Consider the following 20,527-nt stretch of genomic DNA (forward strand, 5'->3'; position numbering starts at 1 on the left):
GTCACGCTCAGTTGTAGGTGCCGGGCGTGAAGTCGTCCGTCGAGAACGCGTCGAAGTCGACGTAGCTGTAGTCGCCCTCCGCGAACGCGCCGTCCGAGGCGAAGATGCGGTTCGGGTAGCGCTCCGACTTCGCCTCCTCCGTCGCCTCGACCGTGACGTTGCGGTACTTCGCAAGGCCCGTTCCGGCGGGGATCAGCTTTCCGATGATCACGTTCTCCTTGAGGCCGACAAGCGGGTCGCGCTTGCCCTGCATCGCGGCCTCGGTGAGGACGCGAGTGGTCTCCTGGAAGGACGCCGCCGACAGCCACGACTCGGTCGCGAGCGACGCCTTCGTGATACCCATCAGCTCCGGACGGCCCGAGGCGGGGCGCTTGCCCTCGCCGACGGCCGCACGGTTGATGTCCTGGTAGCGACGCAGGTCGACCATCTCTCCGGGGAGCAGGTCGGTCTCGCCGTGGTCGACCACGGTGACCTTCCGCAGCATCTGACGGACGATGACCTCGATGTGCTTGTCGTGGATCGGCACACCCTGCGAGCGGTACACGCCCTGGACGCCGTTGACGAGGTACTTCTGCACCTCGCGGGCGCCCTGCACGCGCATGATCTCCTTCGGGTCGAGCGTGCCGACCTGGAGGGGCTCGCCGACCTCGACGTGCTGGCCGTCCTCGACGAGGAGGGTCGCGCGCTTGAGGACCGGGTAGACGACCGGCTCATCGCCGTTGTCGGGCGTGATGATGACCTTCTTGGCCTTCTCGGTCTCGTCGATCGTGACGCGGCCGGCGGCCTCGGCGATCGGCGACGCACCCTTGGGGGTGCGGGCCTCGAAGAGCTCCTGCACGCGGGGCAGACCCTGCGTGATGTCATCGGCCGAGGCCGAACCACCGGTGTGGAAGGTGCGCATCGTCAGCTGCGTGCCGGGCTCACCGATCGACTGGGCCGCGATGATGCCCACGGCCTCGCCGATGTCGACGAGCTTGCCGGTGGCCAGCGAACGGCCGTAGCAGTTCGCGCAGACGCCGACGGCCGAGTCGCAGGTCAGGACCGAGCGGACCTTGATCTGCTCGACGCCCGCCTCGACCAGCTGGTCGATGAGCACGTCGCCCACGTCCGAGCCGGCGGCGGCAATCACGGTGCCGTCCGAGGCGACCGCGTCGACCGCGAGGGTGCGGGCGAAGACGGCGTTCTCGACGTTGGCGTCCTTGACGAGCACGCCCGACGAGTCGGCCGCGGCGATCGTGTACTCGAGGCCCTTGGACGTGCCGCAGTCCTCCTCGCGGATGATGACATCCTGCGAGACGTCCACAAGACGACGCGTGAGGTAACCCGAGTCGGCCGTACGGAGGGCCGTGTCGGCCAGACCCTTGCGGGCACCGTGCGTCGCGATGAAGTACTCCGCCACCGACAGACCCTCGCGGTACGAGGAGATGATCGGACGGGGGATGATCTCACCCTTGGGGTTGTTCACCAGGCCGCGCATACCGGCGATGTTCCGGATCTGCAGCCAGTTACCACGGGCACCCGACGACACCATGCGGTTGATGGTGTTGTCCTCGGGGAACGCGGCGCGCATCTCCTTCTGGACCTCGTCGGTCGCCTCGGTCCAGATCTTGATGAGCTCCTGGCGACGCTCGTGGTCGGTCGTCAGACCCTTCTCGTACTGCGAGGTGACCTTGGCGGCCTGCTTCTCGTACTTGGCGATGATCTCGCCCTTGTTCGAGGGGGTCAGGATGTCGCTGAGCGCCACCGTGATGCCCGAGCGGGTCGCCCAGTAGTAACCGGCGTCCTTGACGCGGTCGAGGGTAGCCGCGACCTCGGTCTTCGGGTACTCCTCGGCCAGCTTGTTGACGATCTGCGACAGCTTGCCCTTGTCTGCCTGCTCGCGGACGAACGGGTAGCCCTTGGGCATCTGGTCGTTGAAGATCGCCTGACCCAGCGAGGTGTTCACGAGGTGCTTGGTCGCGTAGTCCTCCGGAGCCTCGCCCTCGAGGAAGTTCAGCCCCGGGATGCGGATGCGGATCTTCGCCTGGAGGTCGAGGGTGCCCTCGTCCTTCGCGAGCAGCGCCTCGGCGACCGAGCCGAACACGCGGCCCTCGCCGATCGCGCCGTCCTTGAGCGTGGTCAGGTGGTGCAGACCGATGATCATGTCCTGCGCGGGCAGGGTCACCGGACGGCCGTCCGACGGCTTCAGGATGTTGTTCGACGCGAGCATGAGGACACGCGCCTCAGCCTGGGCCTCGACCGACAGGGGCAGGTGGACAGCCATCTGGTCGCCGTCGAAGTCGGCGTTGAACGCCGCGCAGACGAGCGGGTGCAGCTGGATGGCCTTGCCCTCGACGAGCTGGGGCTCGAACGCCTGGATGCCGAGGCGGTGCAGCGTGGGCGCACGGTTCAGCAGAACCGGACGCTCGCGGATGATCTCCTCGAGCACGTCCCAGACCTCGGGACGCGTGCGCTCGACCGAGCGCTTGGCGGCCTTGATGTTCTGCGAGTGACCCAGGTCGATCAGGCGCTTGATCACGAACGGCTTGAAGAGCTCGAGCGCCATCTGCTTGGGCAGACCGCACTGGTGCAGCTTCAGGGTCGGGCCGACGACGATGACCGAACGGCCCGAGTAGTCGACGCGCTTGCCGAGCAGGTTCTGGCGGAAGCGACCCTGCTTTCCCTTGAGCATGTCGCTCAGGGACTTCAGGGCGCGGTTGCCGGTACCCGTGACGGGGCGACCGCGGCGGCCGTTGTCGAACAGCGCGTCGACGGCCTCCTGCAGCATGCGCTTCTCGTTGTTCACGATGATCTCGGGGGCACCGAGATCGATCAGGCGACGGAGGCGGTTGTTGCGGTTGATCACGCGGCGGTACAGGTCGTTCAGGTCGGACGTGGCGAAGCGGCCGCCGTCGAGCTGGACCATCGGGCGCAGCTCCGGCGGGATGACCGGGACCACGTCGAGGACCATCGCGGCCGGCGACATGCCGGTCGAGAGGAACGACGAGACGACCTTCAGGCGCTTGATCGCGCGGATCTTGCGCTGACCCTTGCCCTCGGTGATCTGCAGGCGCAGCGACTCGGCCTCGGCGGCCAGGTCGAACTCGGCCAGGCGACGCTGGATCGACTCCGCGCCCATGAGGGCCTCGAAGTACTGACCGAAGCGGTCCTGCAGCTCCTGGAAGACGTCGTCCTCCGCCTTGAGCTGGCCGACCTCGAGGTTGCGGAACTCGTCCCACATGCGCTCGAGCTTGGCGACCTGCTCGTCCGCGCGCTTGCGGATCGTCGCCATCTCCTTCTCGGCGGCGTCCTTGACCTTCTTCTTCTGGTCGGCCTTGGCGTCCTCGGCCTCGAGAGCGGCGAGCTCCTCCTCCAGCTGCTGGAGGCGGGCGGCGATGCGCGAGTCGCGACGGTCGCCGATGTTCTTGATCTCGAGACGCAGGTTGTTCTCGTGCGTCGGCAGGTCGCGGTGGATGCCGTCCTTGTCGACCGAGATCACCATGTACGCGGCGAAGTAGATGACCTTCTCGAGGTCCTTCGGCGCCATGTCGAGCAGGTATCCGAGGCGCGAGGGCACGCCCTTGAAGTACCAGATGTGCGTGACGGGCGCGGCGAGCTCGATGTGGCCCATGCGCTCGCGACGGACCGAGGACTTGGTGACCTCGACACCGCAGCGCTCGCAGACGATGCCCTTGAAGCGCACGCGCTTGTACTTGCCGCACGCGCACTCCCAGTCGCGCGAGGGGCCGAAGATCTGCTCACCGAACAGACCGTCCTTCTCGGGCTTCAGGGTGCGGTAGTTGATGGTCTCGGGCTTCTTGACCTCACCGAAGGACCAACGACGGATGTCGTCAGCAGTGGCCAGGCCGATGCGAAGCTCATCGAAAGTGGTTGCGTCGAGCAATTGACTCTCCTACTTGGAAATTCTGTATCGGCCGGGCTTAGATCTCGTCGATCGAGGCGGACTCGAATCGGGACGAGATGTTGATGCCGAGCTCTTCCGCCGCGCGGAAGGCCTCGTCGTCGGTGTCGCGGAGGTTCACAGCCGTGCCGTCGGCCGAGAGGACCTCGACGTTCAGGCAGAGCGACTGCATCTCCTTCATCAGCACCTTGAAGGACTCGGGGATACCGGGCTCGGGGATGTTCTCGCCCTTGACGATGGCCTCGTAGACCTTCACTCGGCCGAGGATGTCGTCCGACTTCACGGTCAGGAGCTCCTGCAGCGCGTACGCGGCGCCGTAGGCCTCGAGGGCCCACACCTCCATCTCGCCGAAGCGCTGGCCACCGAACTGCGCCTTACCACCCAGCGGCTGCTGCGTGATCATCGAGTACGGGCCCGTCGAGCGAGCGTGGATCTTGTCGTCCACGAGGTGGTGCAGCTTCAGGATGTACATGTAGCCGACCGAGATCGGGAACGGGTACGGCTCACCCGAGCGGCCGTCGAACAGGCGGGTCTTGCCCGTGCTGTCGATGAGGCGCTCGCCATCGCGGTTCGGCAGCGTCGAGTCGAGCAGGCCAGCCAGCTCGGCCTCGTGCGCGCCGTCGAACACCGGGGTCGCGACCTTGGTGCCGGGGGCTGCCTCGCGGGCGGCCTCGGGCAGGTTCGCGGCCCACTCCGGGGCGCCCTCGATCTTCCAGCCCTGCGCCGCGATCCATCCGAGGTGCAGCTCGAGGACCTGGCCGAAGTTCATTCGACCGGGGACACCGAGCGGGTTCAGGATGATGTCGACCGGGGTGCCGTCCGAGAGGAACGGCATGTCCTCGACGGGCAGGATCTTCGAGATGACGCCCTTGTTGCCGTGGCGGCCGGCGAGCTTGTCGCCCTCGGTGATCTTGCGCTTCTGGGCGATGTAGACCACAACGCGGCGGTTGACGCCCGAGCCGAGCTCGTCGTCGCCGTCCTCGGCGTTGAACTCCTTGACGGCGATGATCGTGCCCTGCTCGCCGTGGGGGACCTTCAGCGACGTGTCGCGGACCTCGCGGCTCTTCTCGTTGAAGATCGCGCGGAGCAGACGCTCCTCGGCCGACAGCTCGGTCTCGCCCTTGGGCGTGACCTTGCCGACGAGGATGTCGCCGGGGCGGACCTCGGCGCCGATGCGGATGATGCCGCGGTCGTCCAGGTCCTTCAGCAGCTCAGGGCTGACGTTGGGGAGGTCACGGGTGATCTCCTCCTTCCCCAGCTTGGTGTCGCGCGCGTCGACCTCGTACTCCTCGATGTGGATCGAGGTGAGGGTGTCGTCCTTCACCAGGTTCTGGCTGAGGATGATCGCGTCCTCGTAGTTGTAGCCCTCCCAGTTCATGAAGGCCACCAGCAGGTTCTTGCCGAGCGCGAGCTCGCCGTTCTGCGTCGCGGGACCATCGGCGATGACCTCGCCGACCTCGATGCGGTCGCCCGCGTCGACGATCACACGCTGGTTGTAGTTGTTGCCCTGGTTCGAGCGGTCGAACTTGCGCAGGAAGTAGTCGCGCGTGCCGCCCTCGTCGAGCTGCAGGCGGACGAAGTCGGCCGAGACCTCGGCGACCACACCGGCCTTGTCGGCGACGATCGTGTCACCGGCGTCGATCGCGGCGTAGTTCTCCATGCCGGTGCCGACGAACGGCGAGTCCGAACGCAGGAGCGGAACGGCCTGGCGCTGCATGTTCGCACCCATGAGGGCGCGGTTCGCGTCGTCGTGCTCGAGGAACGGGATCAGCGACGTGCCGACCGACACCATCTGGCGCGGCGAGACGTCCATGTAGCCGATCTCGTCGGCGGGGACGAGGTCGACCTCGCCGCCGACCTGACGCGCGAGGACGCGGTCCTCGGCGAACGAGCCGTCGGCCTTCAGCGGCGCGTTGGCCTGGGCGACGATGAACGACTCCTCCTCCGCGGCGGTGAGGTAGTCGATGTCCGTCGTGACCTTGCCGCCCACGACACGGCGGTACGGCGTCTCGATGAAGCCGAACGAGTTGATCCGCGCGAACGAGGCGAGCGAGCCGATCAGACCGATGTTCGGGCCTTCAGGCGTCTCGATGGGGCACATGCGGCCGTAGTGCGACGGGTGGACGTCACGGACCTCGACGCCCGCGCGCTCACGCGACAGACCACCGGGGCCCAGGGCCGACAGGCGGCGCTTGTGGGTCAGACCCGCGAGCGGGTTGTTCTGGTCCATGAACTGCGACAGCTGCGAGGTGCCGAAGAACTCCTTGATCGCGGCCACGACGGGGCGCACGTTGATCAGGGTCTGCGGCGTGATCGCCTCGATGTCCTGCGTGGTCATGCGCTCGCGGACGACGCGCTCCATGCGCGACAGACCGGTGCGGACCTGGTTCTGGATCAGCTCGCCGACCGCGCGGATGCGACGGTTGCCGAAGTTGTCGATGTCGTCGACCGACAGACGCAGCTCGGCCTCCTGGCCGTTGCGCAGACCCGTGAAGGTCTCGTCGCCGCGGTGCAGGCGGACGAGGTACTTGATCGTGGCGACGATGTCGTCGACGGTCAGGACCGAGTCCGACAGCGGACGGTCGATGCCGAGCTTCTGGTTGATCTTGTAGCGACCGACCTTGGCGAGGTCGTAGCGCTTCGAGTTGAAGTAGAAGTTGTCGAGCAGTGCACGCGCGGCCTCGGCGGCGACCTGCTCGCCCGGACGCAGCTTGCGGTAGATGTCGCGGAGCGCGTCCTCCTTGGTGAGGATCGTGTCCTTGGCGAGGGTCTCCTCGATCGACTCGATGCCGGCGAACTCGGCGAGGATGTCCTCGCTGGTCAGGCCGAGGGCCTTGAGGAAGACCGTGACCGACTGCTTGCGCTTGCGGTCGATGCGGACGCCGACCTGGTCGCGCTTGTCGATCTCGAACTCGAGCCACGCACCGCGCGAGGGGATGACGCGGGCCGAGACGATGTCCTTGTCGGACGTCTTGTCCGGGGTCTTGTCGAAGTAGACACCCGGCGAGCGGACGAGCTGCGACACCACAACACGCTCGGTGCCGTTGATGATGAACGTGCCCTTGTCGGTCTGGAGCGGGAAGTCGCCCATGAAGACCGTCTGAGTCTTGATCTCACCGGTCTGGTGGTTCATGAACTCGGCCTCGACGTAGAGCGGGGCCGCGTACGTCTTGCCGCGGTCCTTGCACTCCTCGATCGAGTACTTCTCGGGCTCGAGGTAGGGGTTCGTGAACGAGAGCTGCATCGTCTCGCTCAGGTCCTCGATCGGGGAGATCTCCTCGAAGATCTCCTCCAGTCCGCTGCGCTCCGGCACGTCGGTGCGACCGGCGGCCTGGGCCTCGGCGACACGCGCCTTCCAGGCGTCGTTGCCGACCAGCCAGTCGAACGACTCAGTCTGCAGCGCCAGCAGGTCAGGGACCGTCAGCGTGTCGGAGATCTTCGCGAACGAGAGGCGGGAAGCACCGCGTCCGTTCTTGGTGGGGGTGGTGGATGCGGAGTTCGCAGCAGCCAAGGGGATAACCTCCATGAGCCCGGGCGGGGCCATAAGTTCCTTGTCGACAGGTGAGGTGCGTCCGGATCCGACCCTGAGATGCCCGACCCGCGCCGCTATCTGCGGGGGTCTCAGGCACCTGCCGACCACCATATGAAGGCATAGGGGAATCCAAGAGGCGCAAAGACCTACTCTATAGCCCCCCGACACGCTTTGGCAAGCGGATCCTTGACGAAGCCCCCACCCTCGGGTATAAACCCAGCTTTCTGCCGGGCGGCTCCCGGGAGCCCGATAGCCTCGCCGCGTGGACGTGCGACTCGTGGACATGCCGACGGAGCGGTTCGGCGCCTGGCGGGCGGCCACGGTGGCGCGGCTCGCGGCGCTGCGGGCCGACTCGGGCCTGCGCCCGCCGGCCGAGGCGGCGGAGCAGGCCGAGGGCATCGTCGCGGCGCGTCTCCCCGACGGCGTGCGGTCGGCCGACCAGCACCTCCTCGAGATCCGCGACGGCGACCGCGTGACCGGCTCGGTGTGGCTCGAGGTGCGCAGCACCCCTTCGCACGCGATGCTCTACGCCCTCGAGGCGGACGATGCGGAGATCGGATCGGCCGCGCTCGCGCTGGTCGAGGAGCGGGCGCGCGCGCACGGCGCCCGGACCCTGCGGATCGATCTGTTCGCGCAGGATCGCGCGGGCTGGGCGATGACCGAGAGACGCGGCTACCGCGCCACGGACATCCAGATGGTGCTGGCGCCGCTCCCCGCGCCGAGGGCGCACGGCCCGCTGCGGCTGACCCCGATGACCCCCGCGCAGTACGCCGCCTTCGAGGAGCGCGTGGTCGCCGAGTTCGCCGACGACCTGGTGGCCGAGGGGCTGCACACCCCCGCGTCGGCACGAGCGGAGTCGGAGCGGCAGCAGGCCGAGGCCATGCCCGACGGCCTCGCCACCGAGGGCGCGCTGGTCTTCCGCGCCACGGTGGACGGCGTCGCCGTGGGCGCGCTCTGGCTCGAGGTGCGGCAGCGCTCCACGGGCCCGCACGTGTTCGTGATGGAGCTGCACGTCGAGCCGGAGCACCGCCGTCGCGGTCACGGGGCGGCGATGATGCGCGCGGCCGAGGACGTCGCGCGGGGCGTGGGCGCCGACTCGATCGGGCTGCACGTGTTCGGATCCAACGCGGCCGCCCGCGCCCTCTATCTCGGGCTCGGATACCGCGAGGTCGAGACCCTCCTCGCCGCGGAACTCTGACGGGGCACGCGCCGGCGCGGCGGGCGGGAGGCCCGTCCAGCACCTCAGCGGCGACGCAGCAGCACGTGGGCGAGGAGTCCGGCCACGAGGGCCCAGAAGGCGGCGCCGACACCGCCGACCGTGATCCCGCTCGCGCCGATCACGAAGGTCAGGACCGCGGGGATCCGTCCGTGCTCGTCCGACATCGCCGAGCGCAGCGACGACGCGAGAGTGGGCAGCAGCGCGAGGCCGGCGACCGCGCCGAGCACGGCGGGCTCGACGCCGACGAGCGTCGTCAGGGCCGTCGACAGCGCGGCGAGCGCGAGGTAGACGATCGCCGAGACCCGCACCGTGCGCCAGCGCTGCGCGGGATCGGGATGCGCATCGGGAGACGCGGCGAGCGCGGCCGTGATCGCCGCGAGGTTGATGGCGTGCCCGCCGAACGGGGCTCCCGCCGCCGTGCCGATGCCCGTGACGACCATGCTCTCGCGCCAGGGGACGCGGTACCCGTAGGAGGCGAGCACCGCCGATCCGGGGACGTTCTGCGACGCCATGGTCACGACGTACAGCGGGAGCGCGAGGCCGATCAGCGCGGGAGCCGTGAACGCCGGCACGACCGGCTCGAGCACGGGAAGCACCGGCCCCGCGACGCCGTCCGCGGCGGCCGCCTCGACACCGAGCACCACGAGGCCCGCGGCGAACGCGGCCGGCGACGCCCAGGTCGGCGCGAAGCGGATGAGCACCAGCCACACGATCACGATCGGCAGGATCGCCAGCGGCAGCTCGATGGCGGCGCGCACGGGGGCGAGGCACAGGCCCACGAGCACCCCCGCCAGCATCGCCTGCGCGATCGGCGCGGGGATGGCCGAGACCAGGCGCGCCAGCGCGGGCCACAGCCCCGTCAGCACGATCAGCGCGCCCACCACGAGGAACGCGCCGATCGCGGCCGGCCACCCGCCGGCGGGCACCGACCCCGCGGCCAGCAGCGCCGCCCCGGGCGTCGACCACGCCAGCACCACGGGCAGACGGGTGCGCTGCGCGAGCCACAGCATCCCCAGGGCCTGCGTGAGGCACAGCGCCACGAGGCCGGACGCGGCCTGCCCCGGCGTCGCCCCCGCCGCCTTCAGCCCCGCCAGCACAACCGCCGACGAGCTCGCGAACCCGACCAGCGCCGTGGTGATGCCGGCCAGCGCGATCCGTCCCCGATCCATCCGGCCAGCGTAGGGGGCCGACGGCCCCGCCCCCTCCCGGGATAATCGTTGCCATGGGCAGACAGCGGCAGCGCGAGGCGGACGTGCCGGAGACGCGGCTGAGCGACGGGCGGACGGCGCGCATTGTGCCGAGCCCCTACGTGAGCGGCTTCGAGGTCGACGTCGACGGGACGCCGCAGTCGCACGTCGACCCCGCCGATCCCACGCACCTGCACTTCGAGTACGTGGCCCGCATGGGCGCGGTCATCGACCAGCTGCCCGACGGCGCGCTGACGGCCGTGCACCTCGGGGCCGGCGGGCTGACCATCCCTCGCTACATCGAGGCGACGCGGCCGGGATCGCGGCAGCAGGTGGTCGAGATCGAGCAGCCCCTCGTCGACCTGGTGCGCGAGCACCTGCCGCTGCCCCGCGGCGCCGGGATCCGGATCCGCATCGGCGACGCCCGCGAGGGCCTCGCGCGGATGCCGGCCGCGCTGACCGGATCCGTCGACCTCCTGGTCTCCGACGTGTACTCGGGCGCGCAGACCCCGGCGCACCTGACCACCGTCGAGTTCTACCGCGCGTGCGCCGCGCTGCTCGCCCCGGCGGGGGTGCTGCTGGTGAACGTGGCGGACGGATCGGGCCTGGCCTTCGCCCGGCGCCAGGTCGCGACGATCCGAGAGGTGCTGCCCGAGGTGATCGTGCTCGCCGAGGTGCAGGTGCTCAAGGGCCGCCGCTTCGGCAACCTGGTCATCGCGGCGTCGGCCGCTCCCCTGCCCACCGAATGGCTGCCGCGGCTGATGGCCGCGGGCCCCCACCCGGCGAAGGTCGCGCAGGGCGCCGAGATCGACGCCTTCATCCAGGGGGCCCGCCCCGCCGTCGACGGCGACGCCACCGACTCGCCCAAGCCCAGTCAGATCCTGTTCGAGCGCTGAGATCTGTCGTTCCTGGGCGTGGCCTGCCTCCCGTCCCGGATCGCTCGGCGACACTGGACGGGCGGATCGCGCGAAGGGAGCAACGTCAGTGAGCTACATCCACGGGTACGACCCGGAGACGCTGCGTGAGATCGTCGACCCGGCCCAGTGCCGCGAGCGCCTGGAGGAGATCGGCGTGCAGCGCAGCCTGCCGTCGCTGCTCGAGAAGGTGTGGCTGCTGAAGGTGCTCGGCGAGCTCGACGACGCCCTCTCGGTGTCCGAGCAGACGGTGCGCCTGGCCCGCATGTCGGGCACGCGCAAGGACCTGCTGCGGGCGCGCATCCTGCACGCCTCGGTGCAGCAGTGGCGTGGCGCGCACGGCGCGGCCGAATTCGAGCTGTCGACATGCGCCGACGAGGCCGAGGGCCAGGGGTGGACGTCGATCGCCGCCTTCGCCCTGCAGCACCGCGGCAAGACGCGCTACGACGCGGGGGACATCAACGGCGCCCGCGCCGACTTCAAGAAGGTGCTGTTCCTGCGCCAGGAGGCCGGTGCGAGCGACGCCGACCTCGAGCCGACGATGCTGTGCATCGAGGCCGCCGACCGCCGCCGCAGCCGCGGCGCCGTCGTCGCCGGCTGAGACGCCCGCAGACCGCCTCGCTCGGCGCCCCTCGTCGCGCGGGCGTCGAATCGCGTGCGCGCCGGGAGCGCGCGCGTTCGGCGGGCCGATCCTAAAGAAGTCTTGCTAAAGGTTTCTTTAGGATCCATCATGTCCGCATGGAAGAGATGCGGATCGTGTCGCAGACCGACCAGCTCAAGGCGCTGACCCACCCCCTGCGCATCCGGCTGATCGATCTGTTCCGCGGCGGCGGCGAGCTGACGGCCACCCAGTGCGCGGCGGCCGTCGGCGAATCGGTGGCCAGCTGCTCGTTCCACTTGCGACAGCTGGCGAAGTACGGCTTCATCGAACGCGGCGAGGCCCGGGGGCGCGAGCGGCCCTGGCGGGCTCCCCGCGAGCGCGGGCTGTCGCTCGAGGCCGAGCCGACCGACCGCGAGGCCTTCGCGGCGGTCACGGCGGCCGGGGCCGCGTTCCTCGCCGACGCTGTGGATCGCCTCGGCGACTGGTACCGGCGTGCGGCCGACGACGACCCGGAGTGGACGAAGGTCTCGGCGCAGCGGTTCACGAGCTTCTGGGCGACGCCCGACGAGGTGCGCGAGCTCGGCGAGCAGCTCGATGCCCTGATCCGGCCGCTGCAGAACCGCTTCGAGGACGCGGCCGCCCGACCGGACGGCGCGCGCCACGTGCGCATGATCGCGGCGACCTGGACGGACGCCCCGTCATGAGCGAGACGACCACGCGGGGCGGCCTGCGCAGCGGGCTGTTCGCGTGGCTCGTGGCGGGATGGACGCTGGCGAACGTCGCCGACTCGCTGCTGGGCGTGCTGCTGGCCGTGTGGGTCGTCGACCTCACCGGCGACGCCGCGCTCGGCGGACTGCTGTTCGCGGTGTTCGGCATCCCCGCCCTGTTCGCGCCGCTGCTCGGCCGCCTCGCCGACCGGGTCTCGCGGCGGCGGATGCTGTGGGTCACGTACATCGTGGGCGCCGCGGCGCTCGCGCCGCTCGTGATGGTGCGGGATGCCTCGCAGGTCTGGTGGATCTTCGCCGCGACGATCCTCTACGGAGCGGTGGGATACGGCACGGCCGGGTGCCGCGGCGGGATCCTGCGCGACCTGCTCGACGACGACGACCTCGGGCCGGCCAACGCGATCCTGCAGACCATCGACCAGGTGCTGCGCCTCGCCCTGCCGTTCGTCGCCGCGGGCGTGTACATCTGGACGGGGCCGCTGCCCGTCGTGCTGGCGGCGATCGGCACGTTCCTCGCGGCGGCCGTCGTGTTCGCGTCGCTGCGGTTCGCCGAGGCTCCGGTCGAGGACGACGCGGATCCGTTCTGGGTCTCGGTGACCGCCGGGTTCCGGCATCTGCGGGTGACCCGGCCGCTGAACAGGATGACGGTCGTGCTGGTGATGCTGTCGAGCACCGCCGCGTTCACGAGCGCCGTCGGCTTCGCCGTGCTCGAACGCATGGGGGTCGAGCCGGCGTGGATGGGCCCCATCGAGGCGCTGTCGGGCATCGGCGGCCTGATCGCCGGCGTCACGGCCGCGGCGGCCATGCGGAGATTCGGCCGCCCGCGCGCGCTCACGATCGGCACGGTGCTGCTCGCCCTCGGCGTCGCGCCGATGCTCGCCGACAGCGTGTGGCTGCTGGCCGCCGGGCTCGCGGTCGTCGGCTTCGGCGTCACGACCTCGGTGATCGCCTACGTCACCGAGTCGCACGTGGCGACGCCCTCGCGCCTGCAGGGTCGCGTCGGCACCTCCGTGAACATGCTGATGCAGCTGCCGGCCGTGGTGATCACGGCCGCCGGTGCGGCGGCCCTGGGTCTCGTCGACGCGCGGTGGATCGTCGCCTGCGGTCTCGCGATGTGCGCCGTCGCGGCCGTGGTGGCCTGGCGGACCCACGCGGCGCAGGCGCGGCCCGCGGGCGAACCCGGGATGGCTGCGCCCGATGTCGGCGGCCGCGGATAGCGTGTCTGGGGTGTCGGATCTGAATCGCGTGCGGGTGTGGGCCCAGGCCCTGATCTCGCTGCACCTCGACGACTCGTGGACGTTCGCGTTCGACAACGCCAAGCGCCGCGCCGGTCTGTGCGACTACACCCGCAAGCGCATCTCGGTCTCGCGCTACCTCGCGGCCCGCTACGACGACGACACCAACCACCAGACCCTGCTGCACGAGGTGGCCCACGCCCTGGCGGGCCCCGCCGCCGCGCACGGCCCGGCCTGGAAGCGCGTCGCCCGCGACCTCGGCTACGTCGGCGGCACCACCCACCACGGCGAGACCGCCACCGAGCTCGCGCCGTGGATCGGCATCTGCCCCGCCGGGCACGAGGCCTACCGGCACCGCCGCCCATCGCGGCCGATGTCGTGCGCGAAGTGCTCGCGCCGCTTCGACGAGCGGTTCCTTTTCGCCTGGAGCCGTCGGGAGATCACCGCGGCGGCGCGGATGGCGGCGTCGACCCCGCGCTAGCCGTCTCCGGGCGGTGCGACCCGCGGCCGCGAGTACTCGAGCTCGGGGCGACCGCGGGAGCCGTGCCTCGGCGCGCGCAGCGCGACACCGCGATCGGCAAGGTGCTCGAGATAACGACGCGCGGTGACGCGCGAGAGCCCCAGGCCCTCGGCCACCTCCGACGCCGAGCGGGGCTCGGACGACGAGGCCAGCAGGGTCGCCACCGCCTCGAGCGTCTCCTCGGACAGCCCCTTGGGAAGGCCGGGGGCATTCGAGGTGCGCAGCGCGGCGAACGCCCCGTCGACCTCGTGCTGGCTGAGCGTGGCGACCGGCGCGCGCATCGCCTCGTGGAAGGTCCGGTAGGCGCCGAGCTTCTCGGCGAAGACCTCGAACACGAACGGCTTGATGAGGTACTGCACAACGCCCACCGCGACGGCCCGGCGCACGGCGTCGAGCTCGCGCACCGCCGTCACGGCGATCACATCGACCGCCAGCCCCGACGCGCGCAGCTCCCGGCACAGGTCGAGCCCGTGGCCGTCGGGCAGGTTGAGGTCGAGCAGCAGCAGCTGAACGGGCGCGGTCGCATCGCGCAGCGCCCGGCGCGCCGCCGACGCGGTGTGCGCGATGCCCGCCACCTCGAACCCCGGCACCCGGCGCACGAACTCCGCGTGCGCCGCGGCCGTGCGGGCATCGTCCTCGACCACCAGCACGCGGATCACGACCGCACCTCCGCCGCCAGGGGCAGCAGCACCGTGAAGACGGCGCCCCCGCCGGGCGCCTCGGACACCTCGATCGTGCCGCCGAGACCCGTCACCACCTGCCGCACCAGGGTCAGCCCGTAGCCGTGCGCCGCCCCGTCCTTCGACGTGACGCCCCGCTCGAACACCCGCGCGCGATCCTGCTCGGCGATGCCGTCCCCCGAGTCGGTGACCTGGAAGACGAGGGATCCGTCGTCGGTCGAGGCCAGGTACACCTCGATCCACGCGTCGAGATCGCCGGATCTCGCGGCGCGCGCCGCGGCCGCATCGGTGGCGTTGTCGATGAGGTTGCCGAGGATCGTGACGACATCGGCGGGGTGCAGGCCCTGCGTGCCCGGGGCGAGGTGCGTCTCGAAGTGCATCTCGACCGCGCGCTCGTGCGCCTGGGCGGCCTTGCCGAGCATCAGCGCCGCGATGACCGGCTCGTCGGAGGCGTGCAGCACGCGGTCGGCGAGCCGCTGGCCGAGCGAGCGCTCGGCGGCGGCGAACCGCAGCGCCTCGTCCGGCTGCCCGAGCTCGATCAGCGTGGCGATGGTGTGGAGGCGGTTGTCGAACTCGTGCGCCTGGGCGCGCAGGGCCTCGGAGATCGTGTTGACGGACGACAGCTCGCCCGTGACACGACGCAGCTCGGTGCGATCGCGCAGGGTGACGATCACCGCCGCCTCGCCGGTCGACGCCGGCTCGCGGGCGATGAGCAGGTCGCGCCCGGCGATGCGCTCGACGCCCTCGGCGTCGGAGGCCGCGAGCAGCGCCCGCACCTCGGCGGGAAGCCACTCGGCGTCGACGGGGTACGGCGGCGGCCGGTCGATCCCGAGCATGCGCCCCGCCTGGTCGTTGGCGAGCACCACACGCGGCGGCGAGTCGGGGCGCCGCTCGATGAGCAGCAGCCCCTCCTCGAGCGAGTGCAGCACGGCCTCGTGCGCGGCGAAGAGGCGGGCGAGCTCGTCGGCATCGCGCCCGTCGGTCACGCGGTCCAGGCGACGGAACAGCAGGAACGCGGCGAGCGCCCCCAGCCCGACCACCACGAGCGTGAACAGCCCCACGATCTGCAGGCGGGTCAGGATCGAGGCGGTCACGCTCTGCAGGGTGACACCCGCCGACACCAGCCCGACGACCTCGCCGTCGACGACGACCGGGGTCACCGCACGCACGGACGGCCCGAGCGTGCCCTCGTAGACCTCGGTGAAGGTCTCCCCCTCGAGCGCCGGCTCGATGGTGCCGAGGAAGCGGCCGCCGATCCGCGACGGGTCGGCGTGCGTGTAGCGCGTGCGGTCGGTGTCCATGATGGTGACGTAGTCGACGTCTGTCGTGCGCAGGATGCCCTCGACGTACGGCTGCAGGGCCGCCGACGCCGTGGCCACCGATGCCTCCCGATCCGGGTCGTCGTGCGCTCGCGCGACGGCCCCGACCACGGCGGGATCGATGGCGAGCGTGGTGGCGAGATCCGTCGACGTCTGCGCGGCGCGGTCGTTCGCCGAGGCGTGGGCGTCCCAGGCGAGCCCGACGAACACCACGACCACGCCCGCGAAGAGCACCACCGCGAGCTCGACGAGGAACCGGCGCGCGATGCTGCGACGGCGCTCTCGGATGGGGGCCGCGGCACCGGTGGCGCCGACCGCCGCACTCGCTCCGTCGCGTCGCATGGGTCCATTGTGGGCGCTGGCCCGGGCCATCCGATCCCCCGTCGCGCGAACACTATGCACGCAAATGGGCGGGGCGCCCGGCCGGGGATCAGGATCGGGACGCACATCGACGGCGTTGTGCCCCACCTCTTCCCCGAGGCGCGGGCGGGCGCCCCGGCAGAGGAGACCCTCATGGCAACGACGCCATCCCCCACCGCAGCCCCCGCTCGCAAGCGCGGGCTCGACAAGCAGCACTGGCTCTACATCGCGGTCGTGGTGGCCGTGATCGCCGGCATCATCGTCGGCCTCGTGGCGCCCGAGTTCGGCGCCTCGCTCGCCTGGATCGGCAAGGGCTTCGTCGCCCTCATCAAGATGATGATCGCCCCCGTGATCTTCTGCACGATCGTGCTGGGGATCGGATCCATCGCCAAGGCCGCGACCGTCGGCAAGGTCGGCGGTCTTGCCCTCGGGTACTTCCTCGTGATGTCGACGTTCGCGCTGTTCATCGGGCTCGTGGTCGGCAACATCATCCACCCCGGCGAGGGCCTGAGCATCCCGGACGCCGGGTACACCGTGGAGGGAGAGGCCGAGTCGACGACCGACTTCATCCTGGGCGTCATCCCCACCACGCTGTTCTCGCCGCTCGTGGGCGACTCGGTGCTGCAGGTGCTGTTCGTCGCCCTGCTGGTGGGCTTCGCGCTGCAGGGCCTCGGCAAGCGGGGCGAGCCGATCCTGGACGGGATCCGTCAGCTGCAGGTCGTGGTGTTCCGCGTGCTCACGATGGTGCTGTGGGTCGCGCCGATCGGCGCGTTCGGTGCGATCGCGGGCGTCGTCGGCGAGACCGGCTGGGGCGCCGTCGTGTCGCTCGCCACGCTGATGGTCGGCTTCTACGTCACGTGCATCCTGTTCATCGGCGTCGTTCTGGCGGCAGTGCTGTGGTTCACGGCCCGGATCAACCTGTTCTCGGTCATGCGCTACCTCGGACGCGAGTACCTGCTGATCGTGTCGACCTCCTCGAGCGAGTCGGCCCTGCCGCGCCTCATCGCGAAGATGGAGCACGTCGGCGTCTCGAAGCCGGTGGCCGGCATCACGGTGCCGACCGGGTACTCGTTCAACCTCGACGGCACGGCGATCTACCTGACGATGGCGTCGCTGTTCATCGCGACCGTCATGGGGGACGCGATGCCGATCTCGGAGCAGATCGGGCTGCTGGCCTTCATGATCATCGCCTCGAAGGGCGCCGCCGGGGTCACCGGCGCGGGGCTCGCGACCCTCGCCGGCGGCCTGCAGACCTTCCGCCCGGACCTCGTCGACGGCGTCGGCCTCATCACCGGCATCGACCGCTTCATGTCCGAGGCCCGTGCCCTCACGAACTTCACCGGCAACGCCGTCGCGTCGATCGTGATCGCGCACTGGACCAAGGAGTTCGACCGGGAGCGCGCGCTGCGTGTGCTGCGCGGCGACCAGCCCTTCGACGAGGCCACGATGGTCGGCGACGGACACCACGCCGCGGCGGACGAGCCCGACTTCGAGGATCTGCCCGAGCTGCCCTACGACGGCCAGGGCCCCTCGCCGGTCTCGGCGGTCATCCCGACTGGCTCGACCCGGCGCTAGGGCGACGGCCCGCCGAGCCGCGGGCCGCCGAGCTACAGCCGCGGGAGGAAGGCGGGGGCGTGCCCCCGCCTTCCTTCGTCGTCGGGGCGAGAGGCGGGGCGCGGACGTCGCGGCTCCTCGACCACGCGGGCGCCCCGACCCGTACGCTCGCTTCCATGAGCGTCCGCGTTGACCTGAACATCTCGCTCGACGGCTTCGCCGCGACGACCGACCAGACCCCCGAGAACCCGTTCGGCGACGACTGGGGCCGCCTGACCACGGCGTACATCGGCACCCGCACGATGCAGCAGCGCGTGCTCGGCGACACGTCGGGCGGCGGCACGACCGGCGTCGACGAGAAGTACGCCGCGGCGTACTTCGAGGGCATCGGCGCCGAGGTCATGGGGGCGGGCATGTTCGGCCTGCACAGCTTCCCCGACGACCCGGATTGGCGCGGCTGGTGGGGCGAGGAGGAGCCGCCCTTCCACTACCCGGTGCACGTGCTCACCCATCGACCCCGCGCGTCGATCGAGTTCGCCAACGGCACGGTCTTCCACTTTCTCACCGCCACCCCCGCGGAGGCGCTCGCCCGGGCGACGGCGGACGCCGGGGACGCGGACGTGCGGATCGGCGGCGGCGTCGAGACCGTGCGCTCGTTCCTGCGGGCCGGCCTCGTCGACCGTCTGCACGTGGCGATCGTCCCGATCCTGCTCGGTCGGGGAGTCTCGCTCTGGGAGGACCTGCGCGGCCTCGAGGAGGGCTACGACGTGGTCTCCGAGGGCGCCGAGTCGGGCGTGACGCACCTCACCTTCAGCCGCGCCTGAGTCCGGCGACGCCCGCGGGGCGCCCGCGGAGGGGTGCGGCGGCTCAGGCCGCCACGAAGTGCGCCCCGCGCAGCACCGGCACCACGTCGGTGGTGTCGACCTGCGCGGCCGCGCGCACATCGGCGTGACCGGCCGGGTCGCCCTCGAGCTCGCGCCCCGATCCGGAGCCGGTGACGAGGTGCGTGATGCCGCGGCGCAGCGCGACGAACGCCTCGGACGCGGCGACCGCCTCGGGCGACGAGTGGTCGATGCCCAGGGGCACAAGAGCGTCGATGATCGCGCCGGCGGCGAGCAGATCCTCGACCGCGAAGCGGATGTCGCCCTCGGGCGTGCGCTCGCCGCCCGCGATGATCGCGACGGAGGTGCGGGCCTGGCGGCGCTCCTGCTCGGCCTTGACCGCGCGGGCCACGGCCGTGGCGTTTCCGAGGGTGCCGGCGAAGACGACCGGCCCGTCGTCGCGCGCGGCCAGCTCCTTGGCGATGGCCCCGCCGTTGGGGCACTGCGAGCGCGCGATCTCGAAGTCGTGGCCCTTCGCGAGCACCTGCAGCACCCCCGACGAGTACCGGATCGGGTCGGCGATCACGTAGACATCCGCCGGCGCGAGCCGCCGCAGCCCCTCCACGCCCCACTCGAGGCGGACCTGGTACGTGTTCTGGGAGAACGGCGCGCTCATGCCTCTCAGGGTAGTTCGCGCCGCGCACGTGGTCTCGCGTCCACCGCCCGGTATCGCGCCGAGGTCGGCTCGGCGTCCGGGCCTCGACTAGTCCCGCGCGGGTTCACTAGTCCAGGCGGCACTAGTAAGCCCGCGCCAGACTAGTCGGAGCGCCGGCGGGGGCACCACGGGGCTGACTTCGCCCGGAACGCCTGGCAGAGTCGACGCATGCGGATCCTGCTGAAGCTGACGCTCGACATCGACGCCGACGCCGCGTGGCGCGCCCTGCACTCGCAGGCCGCGCTCGCCGAGCTGTACGGGCCGCTGCTGCGGGTCGAGCACCTGGCGCCGGCCGGGCCCACGCTGGCCGACGGCGACGACGCCCCCGTGCGGTACAGCTCGCTGGGCGTGAGCCTGGGGTCGCACCTGATCTCGGTGCACGATCGCCGGAAGACCGACACCCACGGCGACGTGCGGATCCTGCGCGACTCGGGCATCCCCCTCACGGGCGCGCTGTCGAGCCTCGACGTGTGGGATCACCAGATGGCCGTCGCTCCCCTCCCGGGCGATCCGACGCGCACGCTGTGGCGCGAGCGGCTGGTGATCGGCGGCGCCTGGGCGCCGGTGCTGTGGGCGCCGCTGTGGGCGCTGTGGCAGTGGCGGGGCGCGCGGCTGAAGGCCATCGCCCCGACGTGGGCCTACGAGCCCGCGACCGCGGGATCGGATCCCTCCGAGTGACAGAGGCCGCCCTCCCCCCGGTCACGATCCGGCGCGCGGTGCCGGATGACGCCCCGCAGCTGGGCGAGGTGCATGTGCGCACCTGGCAGATCGCCTACGAGGGGCTGATCCCGCAGGCCGTGCTCGACTCGCTCGACTTCGTCGCGCGCGCCGCGCGCTGGCGCACAACCCTCGAGGACCCGGCGAACCCCGGCCGCACGTGGGTCGCGCTCGAGGGCGACCGGCTGATCGGGTTCGCCTCGGCCGGCCCCGCCCGCGAGGACGACGCCCCCGCCCCGCTCGAGCTCTGGGCGCTGTACGTGCACCCGCGCCGCCACGGCGGGGGCGCGGGCGCCCTGCTGGCCGAGGCGGCACTGGGGTCGGACGCGGCGTTCCTGTGGGTGCTCGACGGCAACGCCCGCGCGATCCGGTTCTACGAGAAGATCGGCTTCCGCATGGACGGGGCGACCAAGGCCGAGGCGCACGGCGGCGTGCTGCTGCACGAGCGCCGGATGGTGCGCCCCTGACGCGCCGCGACCCCGAGCCGCCGGATCGCTCCGGTCGGCTCGGGGTCGCGGATGGGCTGG

At 71.1% G+C, this 20,527-nt stretch carries 16 protein-coding genes; 10 read left to right on the forward strand and 6 right to left on the reverse strand.

Annotated features, from left to right (window positions below):
* Positions 1–7: 7 nt before the first annotated feature.
* Both rpoC and rpoB read right to left on the reverse strand, forming a co-directional pair.
* Entirely contained in the window at positions 8–3,883 is a 3,876-nt protein-coding gene (gene rpoC, locus ACOKGD_RS13200; protein WP_342337804.1) for a DNA-directed RNA polymerase subunit beta', read from the reverse strand.
* A gap of 37 nt (positions 3,884–3,920) precedes the next feature.
* Complete coding sequence (gene rpoB, locus ACOKGD_RS13205) at positions 3,921–7,427, reverse strand: DNA-directed RNA polymerase subunit beta (protein WP_421355061.1); 3,507 nt, start codon at positions 7,425–7,427, stop codon at positions 3,921–3,923.
* 268 nt (positions 7,428–7,695) lie between these two features.
* Between rpoB and ACOKGD_RS13210 the strand changes: the two genes are divergently transcribed.
* Positions 7,696–8,631, forward strand: a complete 936-nt coding sequence (locus tag ACOKGD_RS13210; RefSeq protein ID WP_342337806.1) for a GNAT family N-acetyltransferase — start codon at positions 7,696–7,698, stop codon at positions 8,629–8,631.
* A gap of 44 nt (positions 8,632–8,675) precedes the next feature.
* Here ACOKGD_RS13210 and ACOKGD_RS13215 read toward each other — a convergent pair whose 3' ends face one another.
* Positions 8,676–9,821, reverse strand: a complete 1,146-nt coding sequence (locus tag ACOKGD_RS13215; RefSeq protein WP_342337807.1) for a benzoate/H(+) symporter BenE family transporter — start codon at positions 9,819–9,821, stop codon at positions 8,676–8,678.
* A gap of 53 nt (positions 9,822–9,874) precedes the next feature.
* Between ACOKGD_RS13215 and ACOKGD_RS13220 the strand changes: the two genes are divergently transcribed.
* The 5 genes from ACOKGD_RS13220 (at position 9,875) to ACOKGD_RS13240 (ending at position 13,795) form a co-directional block, all read left to right on the forward strand.
* Positions 9,875–10,735, forward strand: coding sequence for a spermidine synthase (locus ACOKGD_RS13220; protein WP_342337809.1), 861 nt, complete (start codon positions 9,875–9,877; stop codon positions 10,733–10,735).
* 88 nt (positions 10,736–10,823) lie between these two features.
* Entirely contained in the window at positions 10,824–11,354 is a 531-nt protein-coding gene (locus ACOKGD_RS13225) for a hypothetical protein (RefSeq protein ID WP_342337811.1), read from the forward strand.
* 137 nt (positions 11,355–11,491) lie between these two features.
* Positions 11,492–12,058 carry a helix-turn-helix domain-containing protein gene (locus tag ACOKGD_RS13230; protein WP_342337813.1) on the forward strand — a complete coding sequence of 189 codons (567 nt, stop codon included), beginning with the start codon at positions 11,492–11,494 and terminating at the stop codon, positions 12,056–12,058.
* Complete coding sequence (locus ACOKGD_RS13235) at positions 12,055–13,296, forward strand: MFS transporter (RefSeq protein WP_342337815.1); 1,242 nt, start codon at positions 12,055–12,057, stop codon at positions 13,294–13,296. Before ACOKGD_RS13230 ends, ACOKGD_RS13235 begins: the two co-directional genes overlap by 4 nt.
* 10 nt (positions 13,297–13,306) lie before the next feature.
* The gene (locus ACOKGD_RS13240) at positions 13,307–13,795 is read left to right on the forward strand and encodes a SprT-like domain-containing protein (protein ID WP_342337817.1); all 489 of its coding nucleotides are present in this window, start codon (positions 13,307–13,309) and stop codon (positions 13,793–13,795) included.
* On the opposite strand, the gene ACOKGD_RS13245 is transcribed toward ACOKGD_RS13240, so the two are convergent.
* Together ACOKGD_RS13245 and ACOKGD_RS13250 are read right to left on the reverse strand one after the other, a co-directional pair.
* On the reverse strand, positions 13,792–14,493 hold the full coding sequence (locus ACOKGD_RS13245) for a response regulator (protein ID WP_342337819.1): 702 nt from the start codon (positions 14,491–14,493) through the stop codon (positions 13,792–13,794). The two genes, ACOKGD_RS13240 and ACOKGD_RS13245, sit on opposite strands and share 4 nt — an antisense overlap.
* On the reverse strand, positions 14,490–16,175 hold the full coding sequence (locus ACOKGD_RS13250; RefSeq protein WP_342337820.1) for a sensor histidine kinase: 1,686 nt from the start codon (positions 16,173–16,175) through the stop codon (positions 14,490–14,492). Before ACOKGD_RS13250 ends, ACOKGD_RS13245 begins: the two co-directional genes overlap by 4 nt.
* Positions 16,176–16,346: 171 nt before the next feature.
* On the opposite strand from ACOKGD_RS13250, the gene ACOKGD_RS13255 reads away from it, so the two are divergent.
* On the forward strand, positions 16,347–17,768 hold the full coding sequence (locus ACOKGD_RS13255; protein WP_342337822.1) for a cation:dicarboxylate symporter family transporter: 1,422 nt from the start codon (positions 16,347–16,349) through the stop codon (positions 17,766–17,768).
* Between the two features lie 155 nt (positions 17,769–17,923).
* Positions 17,924–18,571: a dihydrofolate reductase family protein gene (locus ACOKGD_RS13260; protein WP_342337824.1), complete on the forward strand. Its 648-nt coding sequence runs from the start codon at positions 17,924–17,926 to the stop codon at positions 18,569–18,571.
* 43 nt (positions 18,572–18,614) lie between these two features.
* Here ACOKGD_RS13260 and ACOKGD_RS13265 read toward each other — a convergent pair whose 3' ends face one another.
* The gene (locus tag ACOKGD_RS13265; protein ID WP_342337825.1) at positions 18,615–19,244 is read right to left on the reverse strand and encodes a 2-phosphosulfolactate phosphatase; all 630 of its coding nucleotides are present in this window, start codon (positions 19,242–19,244) and stop codon (positions 18,615–18,617) included.
* A gap of 207 nt (positions 19,245–19,451) precedes the next feature.
* On the opposite strand from ACOKGD_RS13265, the gene ACOKGD_RS13270 reads away from it, so the two are divergent.
* Together ACOKGD_RS13270 and ACOKGD_RS13275 are read left to right on the forward strand one after the other, a co-directional pair.
* Positions 19,452–19,961 carry a hypothetical protein gene (locus ACOKGD_RS13270; RefSeq protein ID WP_342337826.1) on the forward strand — a complete coding sequence of 170 codons (510 nt, stop codon included), beginning with the start codon at positions 19,452–19,454 and terminating at the stop codon, positions 19,959–19,961.
* Positions 19,958–20,467, forward strand: coding sequence for a GNAT family N-acetyltransferase (locus ACOKGD_RS13275; RefSeq protein WP_342337828.1), 510 nt, complete (start codon positions 19,958–19,960; stop codon positions 20,465–20,467). The genes ACOKGD_RS13270 and ACOKGD_RS13275 overlap by 4 nt, the downstream gene beginning before the upstream one ends.
* Positions 20,468–20,527 lie beyond the last annotated feature (60 nt).

Source organism: Microbacterium phosphatis, assembly GCF_049177115.1.
Lineage (GTDB): Bacteria > Actinomycetota > Actinomycetes > Actinomycetales > Microbacteriaceae > Microbacterium > Microbacterium phosphatis.